Source organism: Planobispora rosea (assembly GCF_014648175.1).
Taxonomy (GTDB): domain Bacteria; phylum Actinomycetota; class Actinomycetes; order Streptosporangiales; family Streptosporangiaceae; genus Planobispora; species Planobispora rosea.
Genome location: NZ_BMQP01000003.1, coordinates 1 through 18,743, shown reverse-complemented (window position 1 = coordinate 18,743; position 18,743 = coordinate 1). Strand labels below are relative to the sequence as shown.

The 18,743-nt window shown below is 72.8% G+C and carries 14 protein-coding genes; 8 read left to right on the top strand and 6 right to left on the bottom strand.

Annotated features, from left to right (window positions below; genetic code table 11):
* Positions 1 to 30: 30 nt before the first annotated feature.
* Positions 31 to 855: a tyrosine-protein phosphatase gene (locus IEZ08_RS03450; RefSeq protein WP_068925233.1), complete on the bottom strand. Its 825-nt coding sequence runs from the start codon at positions 853 to 855 to the stop codon at positions 31 to 33.
* Between the two features lie 170 nt (positions 856 to 1,025).
* Here IEZ08_RS03450 and IEZ08_RS03445 point away from each other — a divergent pair, with 170 nt between their 5' ends.
* Positions 1,026 to 1,907 carry a hypothetical protein gene (locus tag IEZ08_RS03445; protein ID WP_189241655.1) on the top strand — a complete coding sequence of 294 codons (882 nt, stop codon included), beginning with the start codon at positions 1,026 to 1,028 and terminating at the stop codon, positions 1,905 to 1,907.
* A gap of 10 nt (positions 1,908 to 1,917) precedes the next feature.
* On the opposite strand, the gene IEZ08_RS03440 is transcribed toward IEZ08_RS03445, so the two are convergent.
* Complete coding sequence (locus IEZ08_RS03440) at positions 1,918 to 4,587, bottom strand: tetratricopeptide repeat protein (RefSeq protein WP_189241654.1); 2,670 nt, start codon at positions 4,585 to 4,587, stop codon at positions 1,918 to 1,920.
* A 142-nt stretch (positions 4,588 to 4,729) separates the two neighbouring features.
* Here IEZ08_RS03440 and IEZ08_RS03435 point away from each other — a divergent pair, with 142 nt between their 5' ends.
* Positions 4,730 to 5,875, top strand: coding sequence for an acyl-CoA dehydrogenase family protein (locus tag IEZ08_RS03435; RefSeq protein WP_068925239.1), 1,146 nt, complete (start codon positions 4,730 to 4,732; stop codon positions 5,873 to 5,875).
* Positions 5,876 to 5,964: 89 nt separating this feature from the next.
* Here the strand turns inward: IEZ08_RS03435 and IEZ08_RS03430 are convergent, their stop codons facing one another.
* Positions 5,965 to 8,058 carry a M6 family metalloprotease domain-containing protein gene (locus IEZ08_RS03430; protein WP_189241653.1) on the bottom strand — a complete coding sequence of 698 codons (2,094 nt, stop codon included), beginning with the start codon at positions 8,056 to 8,058 and terminating at the stop codon, positions 5,965 to 5,967.
* A gap of 159 nt (positions 8,059 to 8,217) precedes the next feature.
* Here IEZ08_RS03430 and IEZ08_RS03425 point away from each other — a divergent pair, with 159 nt between their 5' ends.
* The 3 genes from IEZ08_RS03425 (at position 8,218) to IEZ08_RS03415 (ending at position 11,265) form a co-directional block, all read left to right on the top strand.
* Positions 8,218 to 9,297: an amidohydrolase family protein gene (locus IEZ08_RS03425; RefSeq protein WP_068925244.1), complete on the top strand. Its 1,080-nt coding sequence runs from the start codon at positions 8,218 to 8,220 to the stop codon at positions 9,295 to 9,297.
* A 74-nt stretch (positions 9,298 to 9,371) separates the two neighbouring features.
* Positions 9,372 to 10,910 (top strand): gamma-glutamyltransferase family protein, encoded by a 1,539-nt coding sequence (locus IEZ08_RS03420; RefSeq protein ID WP_189241652.1) that lies wholly within the window; start codon positions 9,372 to 9,374, stop codon positions 10,908 to 10,910.
* A gap of 40 nt (positions 10,911 to 10,950) precedes the next feature.
* On the top strand, positions 10,951 to 11,265 hold the full coding sequence (locus IEZ08_RS03415) for a DUF5709 domain-containing protein (protein WP_189241651.1): 315 nt from the start codon (positions 10,951 to 10,953) through the stop codon (positions 11,263 to 11,265).
* Here IEZ08_RS03415 and IEZ08_RS03410 read toward each other — a convergent pair.
* Entirely contained in the window at positions 11,262 to 11,909 is a 648-nt protein-coding gene (locus IEZ08_RS03410) for an HAD family hydrolase (protein WP_068925249.1), read from the bottom strand. The genes IEZ08_RS03415 and IEZ08_RS03410 overlap by 4 nt on opposite strands.
* A gap of 158 nt (positions 11,910 to 12,067) precedes the next feature.
* Here IEZ08_RS03410 and IEZ08_RS03405 point away from each other — a divergent pair, with 158 nt between their 5' ends.
* Positions 12,068 to 14,812 (top strand): helix-turn-helix transcriptional regulator, encoded by a 2,745-nt coding sequence (locus IEZ08_RS03405; RefSeq protein WP_189241650.1) that lies wholly within the window; start codon positions 12,068 to 12,070, stop codon positions 14,810 to 14,812.
* Positions 14,813 to 14,824: 12 nt separating this feature from the next.
* Positions 14,825 to 15,166 carry a cupin domain-containing protein gene (locus IEZ08_RS03400; protein WP_189241649.1) on the top strand — a complete coding sequence of 114 codons (342 nt, stop codon included), beginning with the start codon at positions 14,825 to 14,827 and terminating at the stop codon, positions 15,164 to 15,166.
* 6 nt (positions 15,167 to 15,172) lie between these two features.
* Here the strand turns inward: IEZ08_RS03400 and IEZ08_RS03395 are convergent, their stop codons facing one another.
* Both IEZ08_RS03395 and IEZ08_RS03390 read right to left on the bottom strand, forming a co-directional pair.
* Positions 15,173 to 15,514 carry a DUF1330 domain-containing protein gene (locus IEZ08_RS03395; protein WP_068925255.1) on the bottom strand — a complete coding sequence of 114 codons (342 nt, stop codon included), beginning with the start codon at positions 15,512 to 15,514 and terminating at the stop codon, positions 15,173 to 15,175.
* A 62-nt stretch (positions 15,515 to 15,576) separates the two neighbouring features.
* Positions 15,577 to 15,945, bottom strand: a complete 369-nt coding sequence (locus IEZ08_RS03390) for a nuclear transport factor 2 family protein (RefSeq protein ID WP_068925257.1) — start codon at positions 15,943 to 15,945, stop codon at positions 15,577 to 15,579.
* Between the two features lie 302 nt (positions 15,946 to 16,247).
* On the opposite strand from IEZ08_RS03390, the gene IEZ08_RS03385 reads away from it, so the two are divergent.
* On the top strand, positions 16,248 to 18,548 hold the full coding sequence (locus IEZ08_RS03385; protein ID WP_189241648.1) for an ATP-binding cassette domain-containing protein: 2,301 nt from the start codon (positions 16,248 to 16,250) through the stop codon (positions 18,546 to 18,548).
* Positions 18,549 to 18,743: the final 195 nt, after the last annotated feature.

Genomic DNA, 18,743 nt, shown 5'->3' with positions numbered 1-18,743 from the left:
GCGCTCCCGCCGGTCAGTCGCTCCCGCCGGTCAGTCGCGCAGGCGGGACCTCAGCGCCTCGGAGTCGGCGGCGGTCCAGCCCTGGGCCGCGAGCCACTCCAGGGGACCGCCGAAGCGCTCGTCCAGCACCCGGAGGAACTGCTCGATGTACTCGCGCCGCGGGCTGTGCTCGTCGGCGGTGCGGGTGTCGAGGTCGTCGCGGTAGGTGGAGCTGGCGCGCAGCCGGGCCAGGATGGCCTCGATGCGCTCACCGGTGGCGACGTAGTCGGCGACGATGGCCTCGCGGGTGGCCCCGGCGACCTCCAGGGCGAGGGCGCAGACGACGCCGGTGCGATCCTTGCCCGCCGCGCAGTGCACGATGGACGCGCCGTCGTCCGAGGCCATCGCGCGCAGGGCGGCCACCACGGAGTCGGGGCGGTCACGCAGGTAGCCGTAGTAGAAGCCGGTGACCCGGAGCTCGGCCGCGTCCTCCTCGGCCCGCCTCTGCCAGGGCAGCACCTTGTCGGCGTCGATCCCGCCGGCCGTGCCGCCGATGTCACCGGTGTCGGCGTCGACGTCGGTGTACCGGCCGCCCTCGGCGAAGAACGTGTGGTGGTGGACGGTCACCTCGGGGACGCGGGTGAGCGGGCCGGGGCCCTCCAGGGACACCTCGGGGCCGGAGCGCAGGTCGATGACGTGCCGGAGCTTGAGCTCGTCGACGAGCCGCTCGACGTCCCTCTCGGTCAGGCCCTGCAGGTTGTCCGACCGGTACACCCGGCCGAAACGCGTGGTCCCGCCGTCCACCGTGGCGAGCCCTCCGAGGTCGCGCACGTTGACGGCGCCTTCAAGATCAATCCATCGCGTGAAGTCGTTCATCACGGTTGAGTCTATACACCGATATATGGCCTCACAGTTAACGGCGGGTACGCACTACCGCAAATCGCGATTTCTCCGTCTTGTGTCCTAAAAACCCCGATAACGCTCAGAGTGATAAAAAGTGGGAAGCATACGGCGATGTCGCGCGTCTCATACCGTGAGGAGGCCGCGTGAGCCCGCACAACCGCTCCCCTCGCCTGGTCGTCGATCCCGCCCTCCCCGGACCGATCTCTTCCGTGCTGCGTTCCGCCCCCGAGACGCTCCGGGCGGTCCGGATGGGCGACATCCCCTCCGCCCGGGGACCCGACCCGGCCAAGGTGTTCTCGACCGCCGCGTTCCTGGTCCTCATCCTGGCGCTGACCGGCTTCGCCGGCATGCTCACGATCCTGGTCGTCATCCTCCTGTTCACCGGGACGCGCCGGCTGACCGCCGATCCCGAGGCCCGGCGGGAACGGCGCCGGATGCGGACGGCCATCGACCACGCCAACCGGTTCGTCCTGCCCGAGGACCTCGACACCGGCTGCGGCACGCTGCTGCGGCGCGCGCAGGACGCCGCCGACACGGTCCTCACCTCCCGCGTCAACCGCGCCGGTCTGCTCGACACCATCGACAACGCGGTGACACTGCCCGACCAGATCTGGCAGCTCGCGACGAAGCTGGCCCGGCTCTCGGCCATGCGGGCCGAGCACCGCAGGATCGTCCCGGGCGTGCCCCCGCCCGAGGTGGCCGAGGCGTTCGCCCCCTACTCCACGGCGCTGGAGACCGCCGCCCGGTCCCTGACCCGGCGGGTCCGGGCCCTGGAGGACTACGCCGCCCAGGTCCGCAGGGCCGACGAGGTCTACCACTCCTACCGGCAGCTGGAGCAGCTGAGCGAGCGGGCCCCGCAGTACGAGGAACTGGTCGCCGAGACGGCGGGCGACGACCTCGCCGTACCGCACCTGCGGGAGCTGACCGCCCAGGCGCAGCGGATCCGCGACCTGTTCACGGAGAGCATGGAGGGGGCCCGCCGGGCCGCCGGACATCTGATGGGCGCCCAAGGACCCGGCCGCTGAGGGGCCGGGTTCACTCCCGGGCGCGCTTCAGCAGGTCCAGGGTACGGCTCATGCCCGAGAGGTTGCCCAGGGTGCGGTAGATGTCCTGGGCCCGGACCAGCGGGTCGACCGCCCGGCCCTTGTCGCCCGCCTCCAGGTGCGTCTCCCCGAGATAGCGCAGGCTCCGGGCCGTCCACCACTGGTCGCCCAGGTCCTCGAAGGCGCGCACGGCCCGCAGGAGGGCCTCCTCGGCCTCGGTGACCCGGCCCAGCCTGGCATGGGCGCGCCCCTCGGCGAGTTCCACCCGCGCCACGCCCCACGAGTCGCCCAGCGCGGTCAGGATCTCCCCTGCCCGGCGCACGTGCTCCAGCTCGGCCAGGCCGTTGGCCGGGTTGCCGAGCCCTCCCGCGGCCCGCAGGCACCTGGCCTGCTCCCATAGCTCGCCGCGGAGCCGGAACCGGTCGGCGGCGCGGTTGAGGATGAACTCGGCCTTGGCGAAGTGATCGCGGGCGGCCCGGGTCTCCCCGCGGGCGAGCAGGTCCCGCGCGATGGCGCCGAGGACTTCGCCGTAGACACGCAGAGTCTGCGCCTCGGAGTAGCGGTTGCGGTCGCGTTTGAAGACCAGGAGGGCGTCCTCCAGAAGCTCCCGGGCCTCCTCCGGCCGGCGCTGGGCGAGCCGGAGCTCGGCCAGGTTGCGCTGGGTCCTCGCCGCCCACCAGGTGTCCTTCTCGTCCTTGAACGCCTTGATCGCCCCGATGAGGTAGCCCTGCGCCCGGTCGATGTTCCCGTCGTTGAACAGCGTCATGCCGACCGCCCGCATGGCCCGCGCGGCCCACCAGGGCTCGTCCAGCTCGGTGAAGGCGACCAGTGCCCGCTCGGCGTCCTCCCCGGCGGTCCTGCGGCCGCCCTGCCCGCCGGTCACGGCGGCCCGGTCCAGCAGCGCGATGCCCAGGGCCCGCGGGTCCCCCATCCGCTCGGCGGCCTCGCACACGATCTCGGCGACCGCCCGCCAGTCGGACCAGTAGGCGCGCATCGAGTGGCACAACGAGCAGAAGGCCCGGCCCAGGCCCCACGCCAGCTCCCACATCTTCAGGCTGCGGGCCTGGTCGATCATCGCGATCAGGGTCAGCCGCTCGGCGTTGAGCCAGTCGGCCGCCTCCGTCTGCGCCCGCGCCACCGGCATGACGGCGGCCGTGCCGCCGCCCGCGGCCGGGTCGTCGGCGTCCTCCCCGAACGCCTCCAGGACGCCGGGACCGGCGTCCTCCCCGACCTCGTCACCGGCCTCGTCACCGGCCCTGCGACCGCTGCGCCCCCAGTCCTGCGGCCAGCGGGCCATGGCCTTGTCCTCGGCGCGGCGGCGGTAGCCGGACAGCACCCGTTCGACGGCGGCCCGGCCGCGGCCGTCGGCGTCCTCGCCGTCCGCCGGCTCCCGGGCGAAGATCCGGACCAGGTCGTGCAGCCGGTAGCGCCGGGCGCCGGAGAGGTCGACACCGGAGGACTCCGCGAGCTGGGCGTCGATGAGCGACTCCAGCTGGTCGACGCCGTCCAGCTCGGAGGTGGCCAGCAGCTCGCCGGCCACCCAGCCCGGCACGTCCGGGGCGGTGAGCAGGCTGAGCATGCGCAGCAGGCGGCGCTGGATGCCGGTGCAGTCGTCGTAGCTGAGCTGGAGGGAGGCCCGTACGCTCAGGTCGAGTCTGCGGGCCACCTCCAGCTGGTCCAGGCGGCGGCGCTCGTCGCTGAGCCGGTCGGCCAGCTCGCGCAGCGACCAGTTCCTCCGGGTGGCCAGGCGTCCCCCGCAGATGCTGATCGCCAGCGGCAGGCGGTCGCACATGCGCACGATCTCCCGCGCGGCCTCCGGGTCCGCCTCGACCCGGTCGTCCCGGGCCAGCCGGGACAGCAGTGTCACGCCCTGCTCCTCGCTGAACACCGGCAGCTGGGTGTCGTAGGCGTTGAGCAGGAACAGCGGGTGCCGCGAGGTGACCATGACCACGCACCCCGCCTCGGCCGGGATCAGGTCCTGGATCTGGTCGCCGTCGTGCGCGTTGTCCAGGCCGATCAGGATGCGCCGGCCCTTGGTCCAGGTCAGCCAGAGCTTGCGCAGCTCGCTCGGGCCGCCGGGGTCGGTGGTGAGCGGCACCCCCAGGGCCCGCAGGAACCCGATCAGCACCTCCTCGGGCCGGACCGGGGCGTCCACCGTGCCGCGCAGGTCGGCGTAGAGACGCCCGTCGGGGAACCGGGCGGCGATCTCGTCGCCGAACCTGGTCATCAGCGCGGACTTGCCCACCCCGCCCCTGCCGTACACCGAGATGACCAGCGGCGGGGCGTCGCCCGCCTGGGTCCGGGGGCGGTGACGCTCACGGAACACCTCGCGCAGCTCGGCCAGCGAGTCGGCGCGGCCGGTGAAGTGCTCGACGACGGGCGGCCACTGGTCGGGGGGCCGCCAGGCGGGACCGGAGGGCAGCTGGTACGGCGTGTGCCGCCGGTCGGCCGTGGCCCAGGTGAGGACGCCGACCAGGAGGGCGGCGAACACCGTGATGGCGACCTTGGCCGAGGTGGGCAGGTCCTCGACGACGTCGAGGGAGGTGGCCAGGATGCTCGCCACGGCGGCGGCGACACCGGCGACGGCGGGCCCCGCCAGCGAGAGTGAGCGCCCCCGGCGCCGCGGTGTGCCGTCCGACGCGGAATCACGATGGTCAGGCACGTGTGACCTGGGCATTCACACCCCCGAGGAGGGCCGCCGCCCCCGGCGCGACCGGTGTGTCATCTCAAGATTCATTCAACCAGAAGCAAAGCGGAATGGGGTGTCCGCGATCAATACCGACCGGACGGTATGCTGCGGTGGCATGAAGCGAACCATCTACGGTCCCGACCACGATGCCTTCCGGGAGTCGGTGCGGGAGTTCGTCGCCCGCTCCATCGCCCCGCGCGCCGAGGAGTTCATCGAGAACCGGATGATCGACCGCGAGGTCTGGCTGGAGGCCGGCCGGCAGGGTTTCCTCGGACTGGAGGTGCCCGAGGAGTACGGCGGGAGCGCGGCCGGCGACTACCGCTTCAACGCGGTGCTGGGCGAGGAGTTGTCCGGGCAGAGCGCGGCGCTCTCCTCCAGCCTCGGCATCCACTACGACGTGGTGGCGCCGTACCTGGTGGAGCTGACCACCGAGGAGCAGAAGAAGCGCTGGCTGCCCCGTTTCTGCTCCGGTGAGATGATCACGGCCATCGGCATGACCGAGCCCAGCGGCGGCTCCGACCTGGCCGCGCTGCGCACCACCGCGGTCCGCGACGGCTCCGACTGGATCGTCAACGGCTCCAAGACGTTCATCACCAACGGCTACTGCGCCGACCTGGTGGTGGTCGCCGCCCGGACCAGCCCGGAGAAGAAGGCCAAGGGCATCACGCTGTTCGCGGTGGAGACCGGGATGGAGGGCTTCACCCGGGGCCGCAAGCTGGACAAGGTGGGCCAGCCGGAGGCCGACACCGCCGAGCTGTTCTTCGAGAACGTGCGCGTTCCCGAAGAGAACGTGATCGGCGAGATCGACCGGGGCTTCATCGCGATGATGGAGCGGCTCCCGCAGGAGCGGCTCGGCTCGGCCGTGGCGAACCTGGCGCACGCGGCGGCCGTACTCGCCGAGACCCTGGTCTACGTCCGCGAGCGCAAGGCCTTCGGTCAGGCCGTCGGTTCCTTCCAGCACAACAAGTTCGTCCTGGCCGACCTGGTCACCAAGATCGAGGTCTCCCAGGCGTTCCTGGACCAGTGCATCACGGCCCACACCGAGCGCGAGCTGAGCGCGGTCGACGCGGCCAAGGCCAAGATGTGGACCTCCGAGGTGCAGGGCGAGGTGCTGGACGCCTGCGTGCAGCTGTACGGCGGGTACGGCTACATGAAGGAGTACCGCGTCGCCCGCGCCTGGATGGACGCCCGGGTGACCCGCATCTGGGCCGGGTCCAACGAGATCATGCGCGAGATCATCGGCCGCGACCTGGGCCTCTAGCCGCGACCTGGGCCGCCGGCCGCGATCCGGGCGCCCGGTCCTGGACCCGGGCGCCCGGTCGTGGTGCGGCGGGTGCGGCGGGGGCGGCGCTACAGGCCGAGCACCCGGCAGGTCGCCCTGGCCGTCTTCGAGGGGTCGCTCTCGGAGACGGCGGTCAGCGTGACCGTGGCCAGGCGGCTGCCGCCCGGCGCCCGCAGGGCGTGGACCGCCGCCTTCGTGTGCCGGCCGGCCTCCGCGGACGCCAGCGCGTTCGGGAGCGAGACCGTCCAGCCGCGCCCCTCGACGGTCGCCGACAGCCGGTAGACGTCGCTGCCCAGGTAGGCGCTCACGTCCTCGGGGTGCTGCCCCTGGGCCGGGGCCTTCCCGCCGGTGTTGAACAGCGGGAAGCTGCAGGCCGAGTACCCCTTCCCGGTGGGGATCCCGGCCGCCGGGAGCAGCCGCACACCGCGCCTGGCCGGTCCGGCGCCGTCCAGGGAGCGGATCGCGACGGTGTAGGAGAGCACGCCCCTGCGGTCCCGGTGCACGTCGAGCACGTAGAAGTGCAGGCGGTTGGCCTCGTCGACGTGCTCGAACTCGCTGCCCGAGCCGGTGCCCGCGTGGAACAGCGCGTCGGAGAGCTGACGGTAGTCGCCGATCGTGATCGGCACGGCGGTGCCGTCCGGCAGGACGTAGTCGGTCATCCCGATGTCCTGCGGGTTGGCGTCGATCACCCACTCGAACGGCGCGCGGTCCTCGTTCTTGGTCTTGGCCAGCAGCACGCCGGAGTCCGGGGTGAAGGAGTCGGCGCCCATCCGGTCGACGACCTCGACGGTGTAGTTCTCGTAGCCGCCGCCGTCGCAGAACGGGTCGGTGGCGACGTCGCAGGCCGGGCTCCTGTCCCCGGTGTCGAAGGCGATGTTGACGCCCGACAGGCCCTTCTCGCCCGGCTGCACGACGCGGGCGGTCACCTTGGCGACCACCACGCCGGACTCGTCGAGTGCCTCGCGCGACAGGCGCAGCACGTTCTTCTCGTCGACCATCTGCAGCTTGATCTTGTTGCGGAGCATGTGCTGGGCACCCATCGAGGCGCCCGCGGTGGGCGGGATCAGCCAGCGGCTGTGCGGACCGCCGGGACCGTTGAAGGTGCCCCGGCTGAGCATCTCCCAGATGCCGGAGTAGGCCCTGCGCGGCGGGACTCCGTACGGGTTGTTGTAGTTGTCGCCGATGCCCAGGATGTGGCTGAGCTCGTGGGCGTAGACGCTCTGGCCCGAGCTCTCGGCCTGGACGGAGGAGCCGCCCCCGGCGTTGGGCCAGATGGAGGCGGCCGAGGCCCAGGAGGTCCACTCGACGTAGCGGGTCCTGGCCCAGTTGGGCAGCGCCGGGTCCGGCGGGCCGAACTCGTCGGTCACCGCCTCTTTCGTCGGGAACTTCATCGGCCCGAACTCCTGCCAGGTCGCCGACTCGTCCTGCCCGGCGCTCAGGTAGAAGACGAAGTCGAACCCGGCGGGGACCTCCGGCCCCGCGTCGGCGACCCACGCCGCGCGCCCGTCGGTCCGGATGTTCCTGTTGCAGGTGTCCCCGGCCGGGCAGGCGGTGCCCGCCTGGAACTCCATGGCGTACTCGTGGGATTTGCCGGGCATCCGGTACGGCCCGAAGGCGGTCAGATCGACGCCGTAACGCCCGCCGGAGTCCTCCATCCAGTACTCGTGGATGGTGTGCCCCCGGTTGAGCTGGTTCGGGGTGTTGAGGAAGTCCTTGTAGAACTGGGCGACCCGGTCGCGCGGGATGTCGTGGGCCTCGGCGCTGGGGTTGCCGAAGACCGTGGACCCCCGGGGCTGGGTCACCGCGAACGGCTGGTTGGGGTAGTCGAGCAGGACGAGCGCGCCGCGGAAGGTGCGCACCGACCCCTGGACCGCCGGGTCGGCCCAGTTCGTGCCCGGAGGCTTGACGTAGTCGGCCCACGTCATGTGGTCGGGGTTCTTCCAGTTCTGCGGATCGATGGGGGCGGGGGTGCCCGGGCGCTCCCGCAGCGCGGCCGGGGGCCCGTCCTGCTGCCAGGGCTGCTGCTGCGGCCAGTGCTCCAGGCGCCAGGGGTGCTCGGGTTCGGGGGGAGGTTCGGCGGACGCGGGCTGGGCGGCGAGGCCGAGGGGCAGCAGGATCGCTGCGGCGACCAGGGCCTTCACCAGACTGGGGGGTTTGACCATGTTAAATGACGCTATATATCGATCTCATAGAGATCAACGCTTCCGGGGGGCCCAGAATGGGTGAGGGACTATTCGTCAGAGTTTGTCCATCATGAGGTATTTGAGAGAAACAACCCGTCCCATCTAATCTCCGCAGAGGACAGACGGACAGGAGTGCCCATGCCCACGCGCGCCGGCCCGCCCCTCGGCACGCGTGCGCCCTCGGCGACCGCGGTGCACAGCGCACCGATCCTCCTGCCCGTCTCCGGACCGCCGATCGAGGACGGCGCGATCGCCGTACGGCGGGACCGGGTGATCGCCGTCGGCCCTCGCGGGGAGATCGAGGCCGCCTGCCCCGGCACCGACCCCGTGCGCTGGCCGGGCATGATCGTGCCGGGGTTCGTCGACGCGCACGTCCGGCTCGGCTCGGACCCCGTCCCCGCCCATCTCCACGGCGTCACCGCGATCGCCGGTGTGGCCGCCGACCTCGACGACGCGGGCGACGCGGCCTTCACCGACGGGACCGGCCCGCACGGCGTGACCTACCTGGAGACGTGCTGCGCGAGCGAGCGGCTCTGGGAGGCGGGCGAGCGCGACCGGCTGATCACAGCGATCCGCGAGGTGAACCACCACGGGAGCATCGGCATCGCCGCGCACTCCCCCGATCCCCTGGTCATGGAGGACCTGGCCATCCTGTCCCGGACCTTCGGGCTGCGGCTCCTGGTCGAGCTGGGCCGCCGCACCGCCGGTTCCCTGGATGAGGTGGGCGCCCTCGGAGACGGCACCCACGTGGTGCTCTCCGCCCCGCTCAGCGAGGCCGACCGCAAGCTCCTGCGCGTCCGGGGCACCGCCGCCGCCCTCACGTCCCCGTTCGCCGCCGAAGGCCTCCTGGACGGCCAGAACCCGATCGCCTTCGCCACCCGTACGGGCGGCGACCCCCTGGCCGTCGCCCGCCTCCTCGGCCACGCCCTGCCCCGCGACCCCGGTCTGGACCGCCTCCTGGTCGAGGCCCTGACCCTCGGCGGCGCCAGGGCCCTCGGCCTGGCCACGGGCCCCGGCCGCCTGGGCTGCCTGGAGCCGGGAAGCCGCGCCGACTTCGCCGTCTTCATGGTCGACGCCGCCCCGGCCACCGCCTGCACCGCCCTCCTCCACGACGGTCCGGGCCGCTGCCTGGCCACCTTCACCGCCGGCCGCCCCTCCTGGCACCGTACGGCCCTGCGTGAAACCACCGGCCCGACGGACGCCACCGCGACCGGCTGACCCCCGCCTGCAGACGTCGAGTGACTCCGGACCCGGCGCTCCCCGTGCGAGACGGGAGCCGTACGCTCGGGAACATGCACAACACCCGCTACGCGCGTTCGGGAATGGTGTCCACGGTCGACCATCTGGCGTCCAGGGCCGGGGTCGCGATGCTGGAGCGGGGCGGGTCGGCGGCCGACGCCGCGATCGCGGCCAACGCCGTGCTGGCGGTGACCGCGCCGCACATGTGCGGCCTGGGCGGTGATCTGTTCGCCCTCGTGCACGACGGGTCCGGGGCGCCCGCGGCGCTCAACGCCTCCGGCCGGGCCGGGTCGGGCGCCGACCCGGAGCGGCTGCGGGCCGATGGGCACGAGAGCATGCCGTTCCACCACGACGTCCGCTCCGCGCCGGTGCCCGGTTGCGCGGACGGGTGGCTGGCCCTGCACGTCCGGTACGGCAGGCTGCCCCTGGCCGAGGTGCTGGCCCCGGCGATCGGTTACGCCACCGGCGGCTTCCCCGCCTCGCCGCTGCTGGCGCCCGCCCTGCCGACGGTCGGCCCGCTGTGCGAGGACTTCGCCTCCGCGCGGTCGGCCGGCGACCTGATCCGGCGGCCGGGCGTGGCACGGGCGCTTTCGGCGCTGGCCGGAGGGCGGGACGGGTTCTACCTCGGCGAGTTCGGGGAAGGGCTGCTCGCCGTCGGCGACGGCGAGTACACCGAGGACGACCTCGCCAGGAGCAGCGCGGAGTGGACGGACCCGCTGCGGGTGCGGGTCTTCGGACACGACGTGTGGACGATGCCGCCCAACTCGCAGGGCTACCTGCTGCTGCTCGGGCTCGCCGTCGCGGAGGGCCTCGACCTGCCCGCGGACCCGGCCGACCCGCTCTGGGCGCACCTGCTGGTCGAGTCCGCCCGCGTCGCCGGGCACGACCGGCCCGAGCTGCTGTACGAGGGCGCGTCCGTCACCGCCGCCCTGGACTCGGCCGCCGAGCGCCGCGCCCTGATCGCCCCGGACCGGCGGGTCCCGGTGCGCGACCTGGCCGCCGCCGGCGACACCACCTACCTGTGCGCGGTGGACGGCGACGGCATGGCGGTCTCGCTGATCCAGTCCAACGCCGCCGGGTTCGGCAGTCTGGTCTTCGAGCCCCGCACCGGGATCAACCTCCACAACCGGGGCATCGGGTTCTCCCTCGTCCCGGGTCATCCCGCCGAGTACGGCCCCGGGCGGCGGCCCCCGCACACCCTGGTCCCGGCCCTGATCACCCACCCGGACGGCGCTCTGCGCTCCGTCGTGGGCACCATGGGCGGCGACGCCCAGCCGCAGATCCTGCTCCAGGTCATCACTCGCTTGCTCGCCTGCGGTCAGGCGCCCGGCGAGGCGATCGGCGCGGCCCGCTGGCGGCTGGGCTCCGGCGGGACCGGCTTCGACACCTGGCGGGCTCCCGACGAGGCCGTGGTGGAGGTGGAGGAGGGCGCCCCCTGGGCGGAGGGCCTCGTGCGGCGGGGCCACCCCGTCGGAGCGCTGCCGTACGGCTCCGCCTTCGGCCACGCCCACCTGATCGACGTCCTCCCCTCGGGAGTGCTGGCCGGGGCGGCCGACCCCCGTTCCCTCATCGGAGCCGCACTGGGACTGTGAATCGTGGTTCTATATGCATATATGGGGTATTCGTTCCGATATGAGCCAGATGCCTCCGGACCGCTACGGGCTGAGCGACGAGCAGTGGGTCGAGGTCGAGCAGGCGACCAGTGACCTCGGGCTCAACCATGAGATCGTGGAGGGCGGCCCGCACCGCCGCGACACCCTCGACGAACGGCTCCGCCGCGAGGCGCGGGACCGCGAGCGGGCCCGCCGTTCCGCGGACCGCCTGGTCGCGCCCGGCGCGGGCATCGGCCCGGACTGGACACGCGAGGCGTACGCCGTCGACGTCGGACCGGACAGCGGCGACCTGTCGGCCGAGGAACGCACCATCCACATCGAGTACGACCGCTAACGCCTCAGTACGGCGACCAGGTCGGGGAAGCCGCCGACGATGTGGTCGGCCTGGGCCGCCTCCGGGCGGGCCGCGTGGAGATAGCCCCAGGGACCGCGGCGGATCAGGGCGGTCCGCAGGCCCGCGCGCCGGGCGGGGAGCACGTCGTTGTCGAGGCGGTCGCCCACGTAGAGGATCTCTCCTGGCTCTCGGCCGGACACCGCGACGACCTTGGCGAAGAACGCGGGGTCGGGCTTGGCGACGCCCCAGCCGTCGGAGGTGTAGACGGCGTCCACCGGAAGGTCCATCGCGGCCAGCGCGTCATAGGCCTGCGGAGGCTGGTTGCCCGCGATGATCAGCTCGTAGCCGAGGTCGCGGAGCGCGGCCAGGCCGGGCCGTACGTCGGGGTAGAGGTCGTCGGCGTCGAAGTCGACCCGCAGCCCTTCGGGGTCGTCGCGCTTCCACGCCTCCTGCTCGGCCTCGACGTCGAAACCGGGCCTGACGATCTGGAAGGCCTCGGCGAAGGACCGGTCGAGCGCGGCCATCCCGCCCAGCACGCCGAGCATGGTGAACCGGGTGACGCCCAGCCGGTCCGCCCAGCGCGACCAGATGCGCGTCTCGTCGATCAGGGTCTCCCCCACGTCGAACACCACTGCCCGGATCACGGCGTCCTCCCCCTCGATGACCCTTCGGACGGGCCCACCGCATCCTAAGGGGCTGTCCCGCGAGCCGGGAGGGCCGGTCCGCGGCGAGCGGCCGGGACCGGCGTCGCCCGGCCCGAGCCGCCGGCACGGGCCCGGCGGAGGAGTGCCAGGATCGGATCATGACTGCGGAGGGATTGCGCGGAAGAGAGCCCGAACAGGACATGATCGCCGAACTGCTGGCGGGAGCCCGGGCGGGCGTCAGCTCGTCGCTGGTGCTCCGCGGCGAGCCGGGCATCGGCAAGACGGCGCTGCTCGACCACGCCGCCGCGGCGGCCGGGGACCTGCGGCTGCTCCGCGGTACGGGGATCGAGTTCGAGGCGGAGCTGCCGTTCTCGGGGCTGCAGTCGCTGGTGCGCCCGGCGCTCGGATCCCTCGCCGCGCTGCCCGGCCCGCAGCGCGAGGCCCTGGAGGCGGCGTTCGGGCTCGGGCCCGCGACCGGCTCCGAGCCGATGCTGGTGGGACTGGCGGTGCTCTCCCTGCTGGCGGAGCACGCGGGCACGACCGGGTTGCTGTGCCTCGTCGACGACGCGCAGTGGCTCGATCGGGCGTCGCGGGACGCGCTCGTGTTCGCCGCCCGGCGCCTGCACGCCGAGGGCGTGGCCATGATCTTCGCCGCCCGTGACGGCGAGGGGTCCTTCCCCTCCCCCGGCCTTCCGGAGCTGGGTCTGTCCGGGCTGCTCCCGGAGGCGGCCGCGGCCCTGCTCGACCGGCATCCGCTCGCGCCCGCCGTACGCCACCGTCTGCTCGCCGAGGCCGGCGGCAATCCGCTGGCCCTGCTGGAGCTGCCGGTCGCCCTGGCCGCCGAGGGCGGCGGCGCGTTCCCGCTGGGCGTGCTCCCCCTCACCAGCCACCTGCAGCTGGCCTTCCACGGCCGGATCAGCCGGATGCCGGAGTCCTGCCAGAGCCTGCTCCTGGTGGCGGCGGCCGAGGAGACCGGTGAGCTCGCCGTGATCCTGCGCGCCGCCGCCGCACTGGGGGCGTCCGTCGAGGACCTGTCCTCCGCCGAGCGGGCCGGCCTGGTGCTCCGCGGCGACGCCGACGGCACCACGATCCGCTTCCGCCACCCTCTGATCCGCGCCGCCGTCTACCAGCGGGCTCCGCTCGGACAGCGCCTCGCCGTCCACCGCGCGCTCGCCACCGCGCTGGGGGCGCCCGAGTACGCCGACCGCCGGGCCTGGCATCTGGCGGCCGCCGCCACCGGAACCGACGAGGAGGCCGCCGCCGCGCTGGAACGCACCGCCGCCCGCGCCCTCGGGCGCAGCGGCCACGAGGCGGCCGCGGCGGCGTACGAACGAGCCGCCCGGCTGAGCGCCGACCCGGCCGCCAGGGCGCACCGCGAGGCCCTGGCGGCGGAGGCGGCGCTGGAGGCGGGAGATCTGGGGCGCGCCCGGGCCCTCGGGGACCGCGCGGCCCGGCAGTTGGCCGGGGCCCCGGCGGTGAACGCGCGGATCGCCCACGTGCGAGCGCTCGCGAACTTCTGGCAGGGCTCCTACTCCACCGCCCACCGGCTGCTGCTCGACGGCGCCGGGATCGTCTGCGGCACCGATCCGGGCCAGGCTGCCGCGCTGCTGATCCAGGCCGTTCACACCTCCTGGTACCTGGGGGAACGGCAGCTCGCGGCGACCCTGGACCAGCTGGCCGCGCTGCCGCTGGATGACGCGGACCCCCTCGCGCCGGTGGGGCCCTACCTCGCCCGTCTCGATCGGGGCCGCCCCGAGCGGGAGCGGCCGTCACCGCTGGGCGACGTCCTCGCGGCGGTGCGGCGGCGGGGCGGGGCTCCCGGCCAGGTGCTGACGATCCTCTGCGGTTCGGCGCTCGCGCTGGGCCAGGACGCCGACGCCTACGAGCTGGCCACCGCGCTCGCCGCCGGGCACCGCGCCCGGGGCGGCGCCGGACGGCTGCCGACGGTGCTGTTCTTCATGGCCGAGGGCGAGATCTTCACCGGACGGCACCTGAACGCGCTCGCCACGGCGGCCGAGGCCCTGAAGCTCGCCCGCGACACCGGCCAGCAGCAGTGGGTCAGCCAGTTCAGCAGCGTGCTGGCCTACCTCGACGCGGCCGAAGGGGACGAGGCGGCCTGCCGCCGCAACGCCGAGGAGGGGCTGGCCGGGGCCGCCCCCGGGACCGTCTCCCCCGGCGCGCCGTGGGCGCACTGGTCGCTCGGGCTGCTGGACCTCGGCCTGGGCCGCGCCGAGGCGGCGCTCGCCCGCTTCGAGCGCCTGACCCGCGAGCCGATGCGTCATCACATCTGTGCCACCCGTTCCACCCCCGACCTGGTGGAGTCGGCCGTGCGGGTGGGGGCGCCGGACCGCGCCGCCGAACCCCTGGCGCGCTTCGAGCGGTGGGCCGGGTCGATCCGGCAGCCGTGGGCAGACGCGCTCGTGCTGCGCTGCCGTGGGCTGCTCGCCGCCGACGACGAGGCCGAGGCGTGCTACACGGCGGCTCTCGAACTGCACGACCGGGAGGACCGTCCGCTGGAGTACGCCAGGACCGCGCTGCTCTACGGTGAGTGGCTGCGCAGGGCCCGGCGGAAGGCCGAGGCGCGCGGGCCGTTGAACGACGCCCTGGAGGTCTTCGACCGGCTCGGCATGCGGCCGTGGGCCGAGCGCGCCCGCGGCGAGCTCACCGCGACCGGCGTCCAGGACCGGGGCCCCGGGCCCGCCGGAGGCACGGCCGCCGGCCTCACCCCGCAGGAACTGCAGATCGTCCGGCTCGCCGCGCAGGGCCTGTCCAACCGCGACATCGCCGCGCAGCTCTTCCTCAGCCACCGGACGGTCGGCTACCACCTCTACAAGGCCTACCCCAAGCTCGGGGTGGTCTCCCGGGGCGAGCTCAGGGATGTCGCCGACCGGCTGGGAGTGTGAGATCCTGTCCCAATGATCATTCCGGAGCAGGTGGCACCCGGACGGACGCTCTCCGTGGACGTCGACGGGGTCCCGCCGGTCGAGCTGGGTCCCGGCGTCCGCGTGCGGACGCTCCCGGGCATGCCGGGGATCAGGACGTGGGTGGTCGACCTCGACCCGGGTGCCGAATGGCCGGACCTCGACGTCCACGAGACCTGCGGCGAGGCGTACTTCGTCGTGAGCGGCGAGGTCATCGAGGGCGACCGCGTCCACGGCCCGGGCACCTACGCCGCCTTCGGCCCGGAGACGAGCCACCGGCCCCGTACGCGGACCGGCGCGCGCGTCTTCGGTTTCAACCACGACGTCACCGCTTGACGGACGTCAGAGCAGCTTCCTGAGCTCGGCCGCCTTGGCCGCCGGATCGTAGCCGGGCCCGACGCCTTCGACGATGATCAGATCGCCCTCCAGATGGTCCGTCCGCAGTCGCAGGATCTCCTGGTAGGCGGCCGAGTCGTACCAGTCCCGCGCGTCCTCCATCGACGGGAACTCGAGTATGACGACGCTCCCGGGCCACCGGCCCTCGCGGACGTCCATCGCTCCCCCGTGGACGATGAAGCGGCCGGAGAACGGGTCCATCGTCGCCTGGATGCGCTCTATGTACTCCGGCACCTCCGGGTGGAGCTTCTCCGGGTCGCGGAGATGCGCGATCGCGTAAGCGGGCATGGTTCCTCCTCGTGTTGCGTGGACGATCGGGCGGACCGGCCCCGGGTCCGCCCCGGGGATGTTCAGACTCCGGCCGGCACCTTGTCGAGGAAGCCGAGCACCCGGTTGATCCGCCCGTCGTCACCGATCACCGCGACGTCGAAGCCGACGGCGACCGGCTCGCCGCCCTCGGGCCCCAGGTGCCAGGTGAACCGCGCGATGTCGTGGTGGGCGTCCACCGCGCCGCCGAGGCTGAAGACCAGCCCGCCGAACTGTCCCTGGACCGCCGCGATGGTGGCGTCGAGCCCGTCCCTGCCTCGAACGGAGACCAGCGGGTCGGTGTACACCGCGTCCTCGGACAGGACCTCCGCCAGTACGGCCCGCCGCGCGTCGGCGTCGGTCTCGTTCCACGCGGCGAGGTAACGCTGGACCAGCTCGTTCGTCCCGCTCATGTCTGTCTCCTCAGTGGTCGTTCTCTCCTGTGACCACCACGTTAGGGAGGCGGGAACGGCGCGGAATCTGACGTGCTTAGGTACTTCCGCCGCCTCCGGGCCCGGGACTCCCCCGATCGGCACCGCTCCCCCGCCGCCCGCGCCGGGTCGGCGGGGCGCAGCCGCGGCCCCGCATGCCCCGCGCGGCCCTCTTCCGCCGGAGGGTTCACCGGCGTGTTGAAGGTTTTCTGCTTGGATCCTCGGCATATCAGCGGAATTTCAACAAAAGTATTCATAGCTACTTGAATGAGATACTTGAAGGCATGACTGTCGGCAACAGCGGTAACGCGTCAGACCTGACCTCTCACCTCGCCGCGGACAGCCACGACCTCATCCAGGTCCGTGGCGCCCGGGAGAACAATCTCACCGGCGTCTCCCTCGACATCCCCAAGCGGCGGCTCACGGTCTTCACCGGAGTCTCCGGCTCGGGCAAGTCCTCTCTCGTCTTCGACACCATCGCCGCAGAGTCCCGGCGGCTGATCAACGAGACCTACACGGCGTTCATCCAGGGCTTCATGCCGAGCCTCAACCGGCCCGACGTGGACGCGCTGCACAACCTGAGCGCGGCGATCATCGTCGACCAGGAGCGGATGGGCGCCAACGCCCGCTCGACCGTGGGCACCGCCACCGACACCTACACGATGTTGCGGATCGTGTTCAGCCGGATCGGCGTCCCGCACGTCGGCCCGGCCTACGCCTTCAGCTTCAACACCCCGCAGGGCATGTGCCCGGCCTGCGAGGGACTCGGCATGATCACCGACATCGACGTCGACGAGCTGGTCGACCGCGACCTGTCGCTCAACGAGGGCGCGATCAGGGCGCCCGGGTACGGTGTCGACACCTGGCCCTGGCAGATCATCGTGGCCTACGGGTTCGACCCGGACGTCAAGCTGCGCGATTACACGCCGGAGCAGTGGGAGGACTTCCTGCACAAACCGCCCGTCAAGGTGAAGCTCGGCGCCAACAACTTCACCTACGAGGGCCTGGTCCCCAAGATCCGCCGGCAGTACCTCGGCAAGGACCGCGAGTCGATGAAGGGCCAGGCACGGGCGTTCGCCGACCGGACGGTCAAGCTCGTCCACTGCACCGCCTGCGACGGCACGCGCCTGAACGAGGCGGCGCGTTCGGCGAAGGTCGAGGGCCTCAACATCGCCGAGTGCTCGGCGATGCAGATCAACGACCTGGCCGAGTTCGTCCGGAAGATCAGCGATCCCGCCATCAACCCGGTCCTGGAGAACCTGAGGTCGACGCTCGACTCGCTGGTGGAGATCGGCCTGGGCTACCTGAGCCTGGACCGGGAGTCCGGCACGCTCTCGGGCGGCGAGGCCCAGCGGGTGAAGATGGTCCGGCACCTCACCTCCAGCCTGACCGACGTCACCTACGTCTTCGACGAGCCGACCGCCGGACTGCACCCGCACGACATCCAGCGGATGAACGGCCTGCTGCTGCAGCTGCGCGACAAGGGCAACACCGTGCTCGTCGTGGAGCACAAGCCGGAGATGATCGAGATCGCCGACCACGTGGTCGATCTCGGTCCCGGCGCGGGCGCCTCGGGCGGCAGGCTCTGCTACTCCGGCGACCTGGAGGGACTGCGTGCGTCCGGCACGCTGACCGGCCGCTACCTCGACCACCGGGTCGGGCTGCGCGAGACCTTCCGCCGGCCTGCCGGGCACCTGCCGATCAGGGGCGCCACACTGCACAACCTGCGCGACGTCGACGTCGACATCCCGCTGGGCGTGCTGACCGTGGTCACCGGGGTCGCCGGCTCCGGCAAGAGCTCGCTCATCCACGGCTACGTCTCCGGCCGGGAGGGCGTGGTGGTGGCCGACCAGTCGCCGATCCGCGGCTCGCGCCGGAGCAACCCGGCGACCTACACCGGCCTGCTCGACCCGATCCGCACGGCCTTCGCCAAGGCCAACGGGGTCAAGCCGGCCCTGTTCAGCGCGAACTCCGAGGGCGCCTGCCCGGCCTGCAAGGGCATCGGCCTCATCTACACCGACCTGGCGATGATGGCCGGGGTGGCGACGGTCTGCGAGGAGTGCGAGGGCCGGCGGTTCACCCCCGAGGTGCTGTCGTACACGCTGCGCGGCAAGAACATCAGCGAGGTGCTGGAGATGCCGGTCGCCGAGGCGGCGGAGTTCTTCACCACCGGTCCCGCGCAGACCATCCTGGACCGCCTGTCGGCGGTGGGCCTGGGCTACCTGGGCCTGGGCCAGCCGCTCACCACCCTGTCCGGGGGTGAGCGGCAGCGCCTGAAGCTGGCGGTCAACATGGCCAGGAACGGCACCACGTACGTCCTGGACGAGCCGACGACCGGTCTGCACCTGGCCGACGTCGACCATCTGCTGGGCCTGCTGGACCGGCTGGTCGACGACGGCAACACGGTCATCGTCATCGAGCACCACCAGGCGGTGATGGCCCACGCCGACTGGATCATCGACCTCGGTCCGGGCGCCGGCCACGACGGCGGCCAGGTCGTCTTCTCCGGCACCCCCGCCGAGCTGGTCGGCTCCGGCACCTCTCTGACGGCGGTCCACCTGCGCGACTACGTCAACCGGTCGTAGGGGCCGGCGTGCCCCGGTCACGCGCTCGCGTGACCGGGGCACGCCATACGGCTTGCGCACCCATGGCGGGGCCGGTGGGTGCCGGCTCGGTGGGTGTCGCTTCAGTGGATGTTGACGGGGCGGTAGGCGCGGAACTGGGTGCCGGCTCGGTGGGTGTCGCTTCAGTGGATGTTGACGGGGCGGTAGGCGCGGAAC

Excerpts from the sequence above, each read along its gene's own strand:
- IEZ08_RS03450 (WP_068925233.1), bottom strand. The coding sequence starts at position 855 with ATGAACGACTTCACGCGATGGATTGATCTTGAAGGCGCCGTCAACGTG.
- IEZ08_RS03435 (WP_068925239.1), top strand. The coding sequence starts at position 4,730 with ATGAAGCGAACCATCTACGGTCCCGACCACGATGCCTTCCGGGAGTCG.
- IEZ08_RS03430 (WP_189241653.1), bottom strand. The coding sequence starts at position 8,058 with ATGGTCAAACCCCCCAGTCTGGTGAAGGCCCTGGTCGCCGCAGCGATC.
- IEZ08_RS03425 (WP_068925244.1), top strand. The coding sequence starts at position 8,218 with ATGCCCACGCGCGCCGGCCCGCCCCTCGGCACGCGTGCGCCCTCGGCG.
- IEZ08_RS03420 (WP_189241652.1), top strand. The coding sequence starts at position 9,372 with ATGCACAACACCCGCTACGCGCGTTCGGGAATGGTGTCCACGGTCGAC.
- IEZ08_RS03415 (WP_189241651.1), top strand. The coding sequence starts at position 10,951 with ATGAGCCAGATGCCTCCGGACCGCTACGGGCTGAGCGACGAGCAGTGG.
- IEZ08_RS03405 (WP_189241650.1), top strand. The coding sequence starts at position 12,068 with ATGACTGCGGAGGGATTGCGCGGAAGAGAGCCCGAACAGGACATGATC.
- IEZ08_RS03400 (WP_189241649.1), top strand. The coding sequence starts at position 14,825 with ATGATCATTCCGGAGCAGGTGGCACCCGGACGGACGCTCTCCGTGGAC.
- IEZ08_RS03395 (WP_068925255.1), bottom strand. The coding sequence starts at position 15,514 with ATGCCCGCTTACGCGATCGCGCATCTCCGCGACCCGGAGAAGCTCCAC.
- IEZ08_RS03390 (WP_068925257.1), bottom strand. The coding sequence starts at position 15,945 with ATGAGCGGGACGAACGAGCTGGTCCAGCGTTACCTCGCCGCGTGGAAC.
- IEZ08_RS03385 (WP_189241648.1), top strand. The coding sequence starts at position 16,248 with ATGACTGTCGGCAACAGCGGTAACGCGTCAGACCTGACCTCTCACCTC.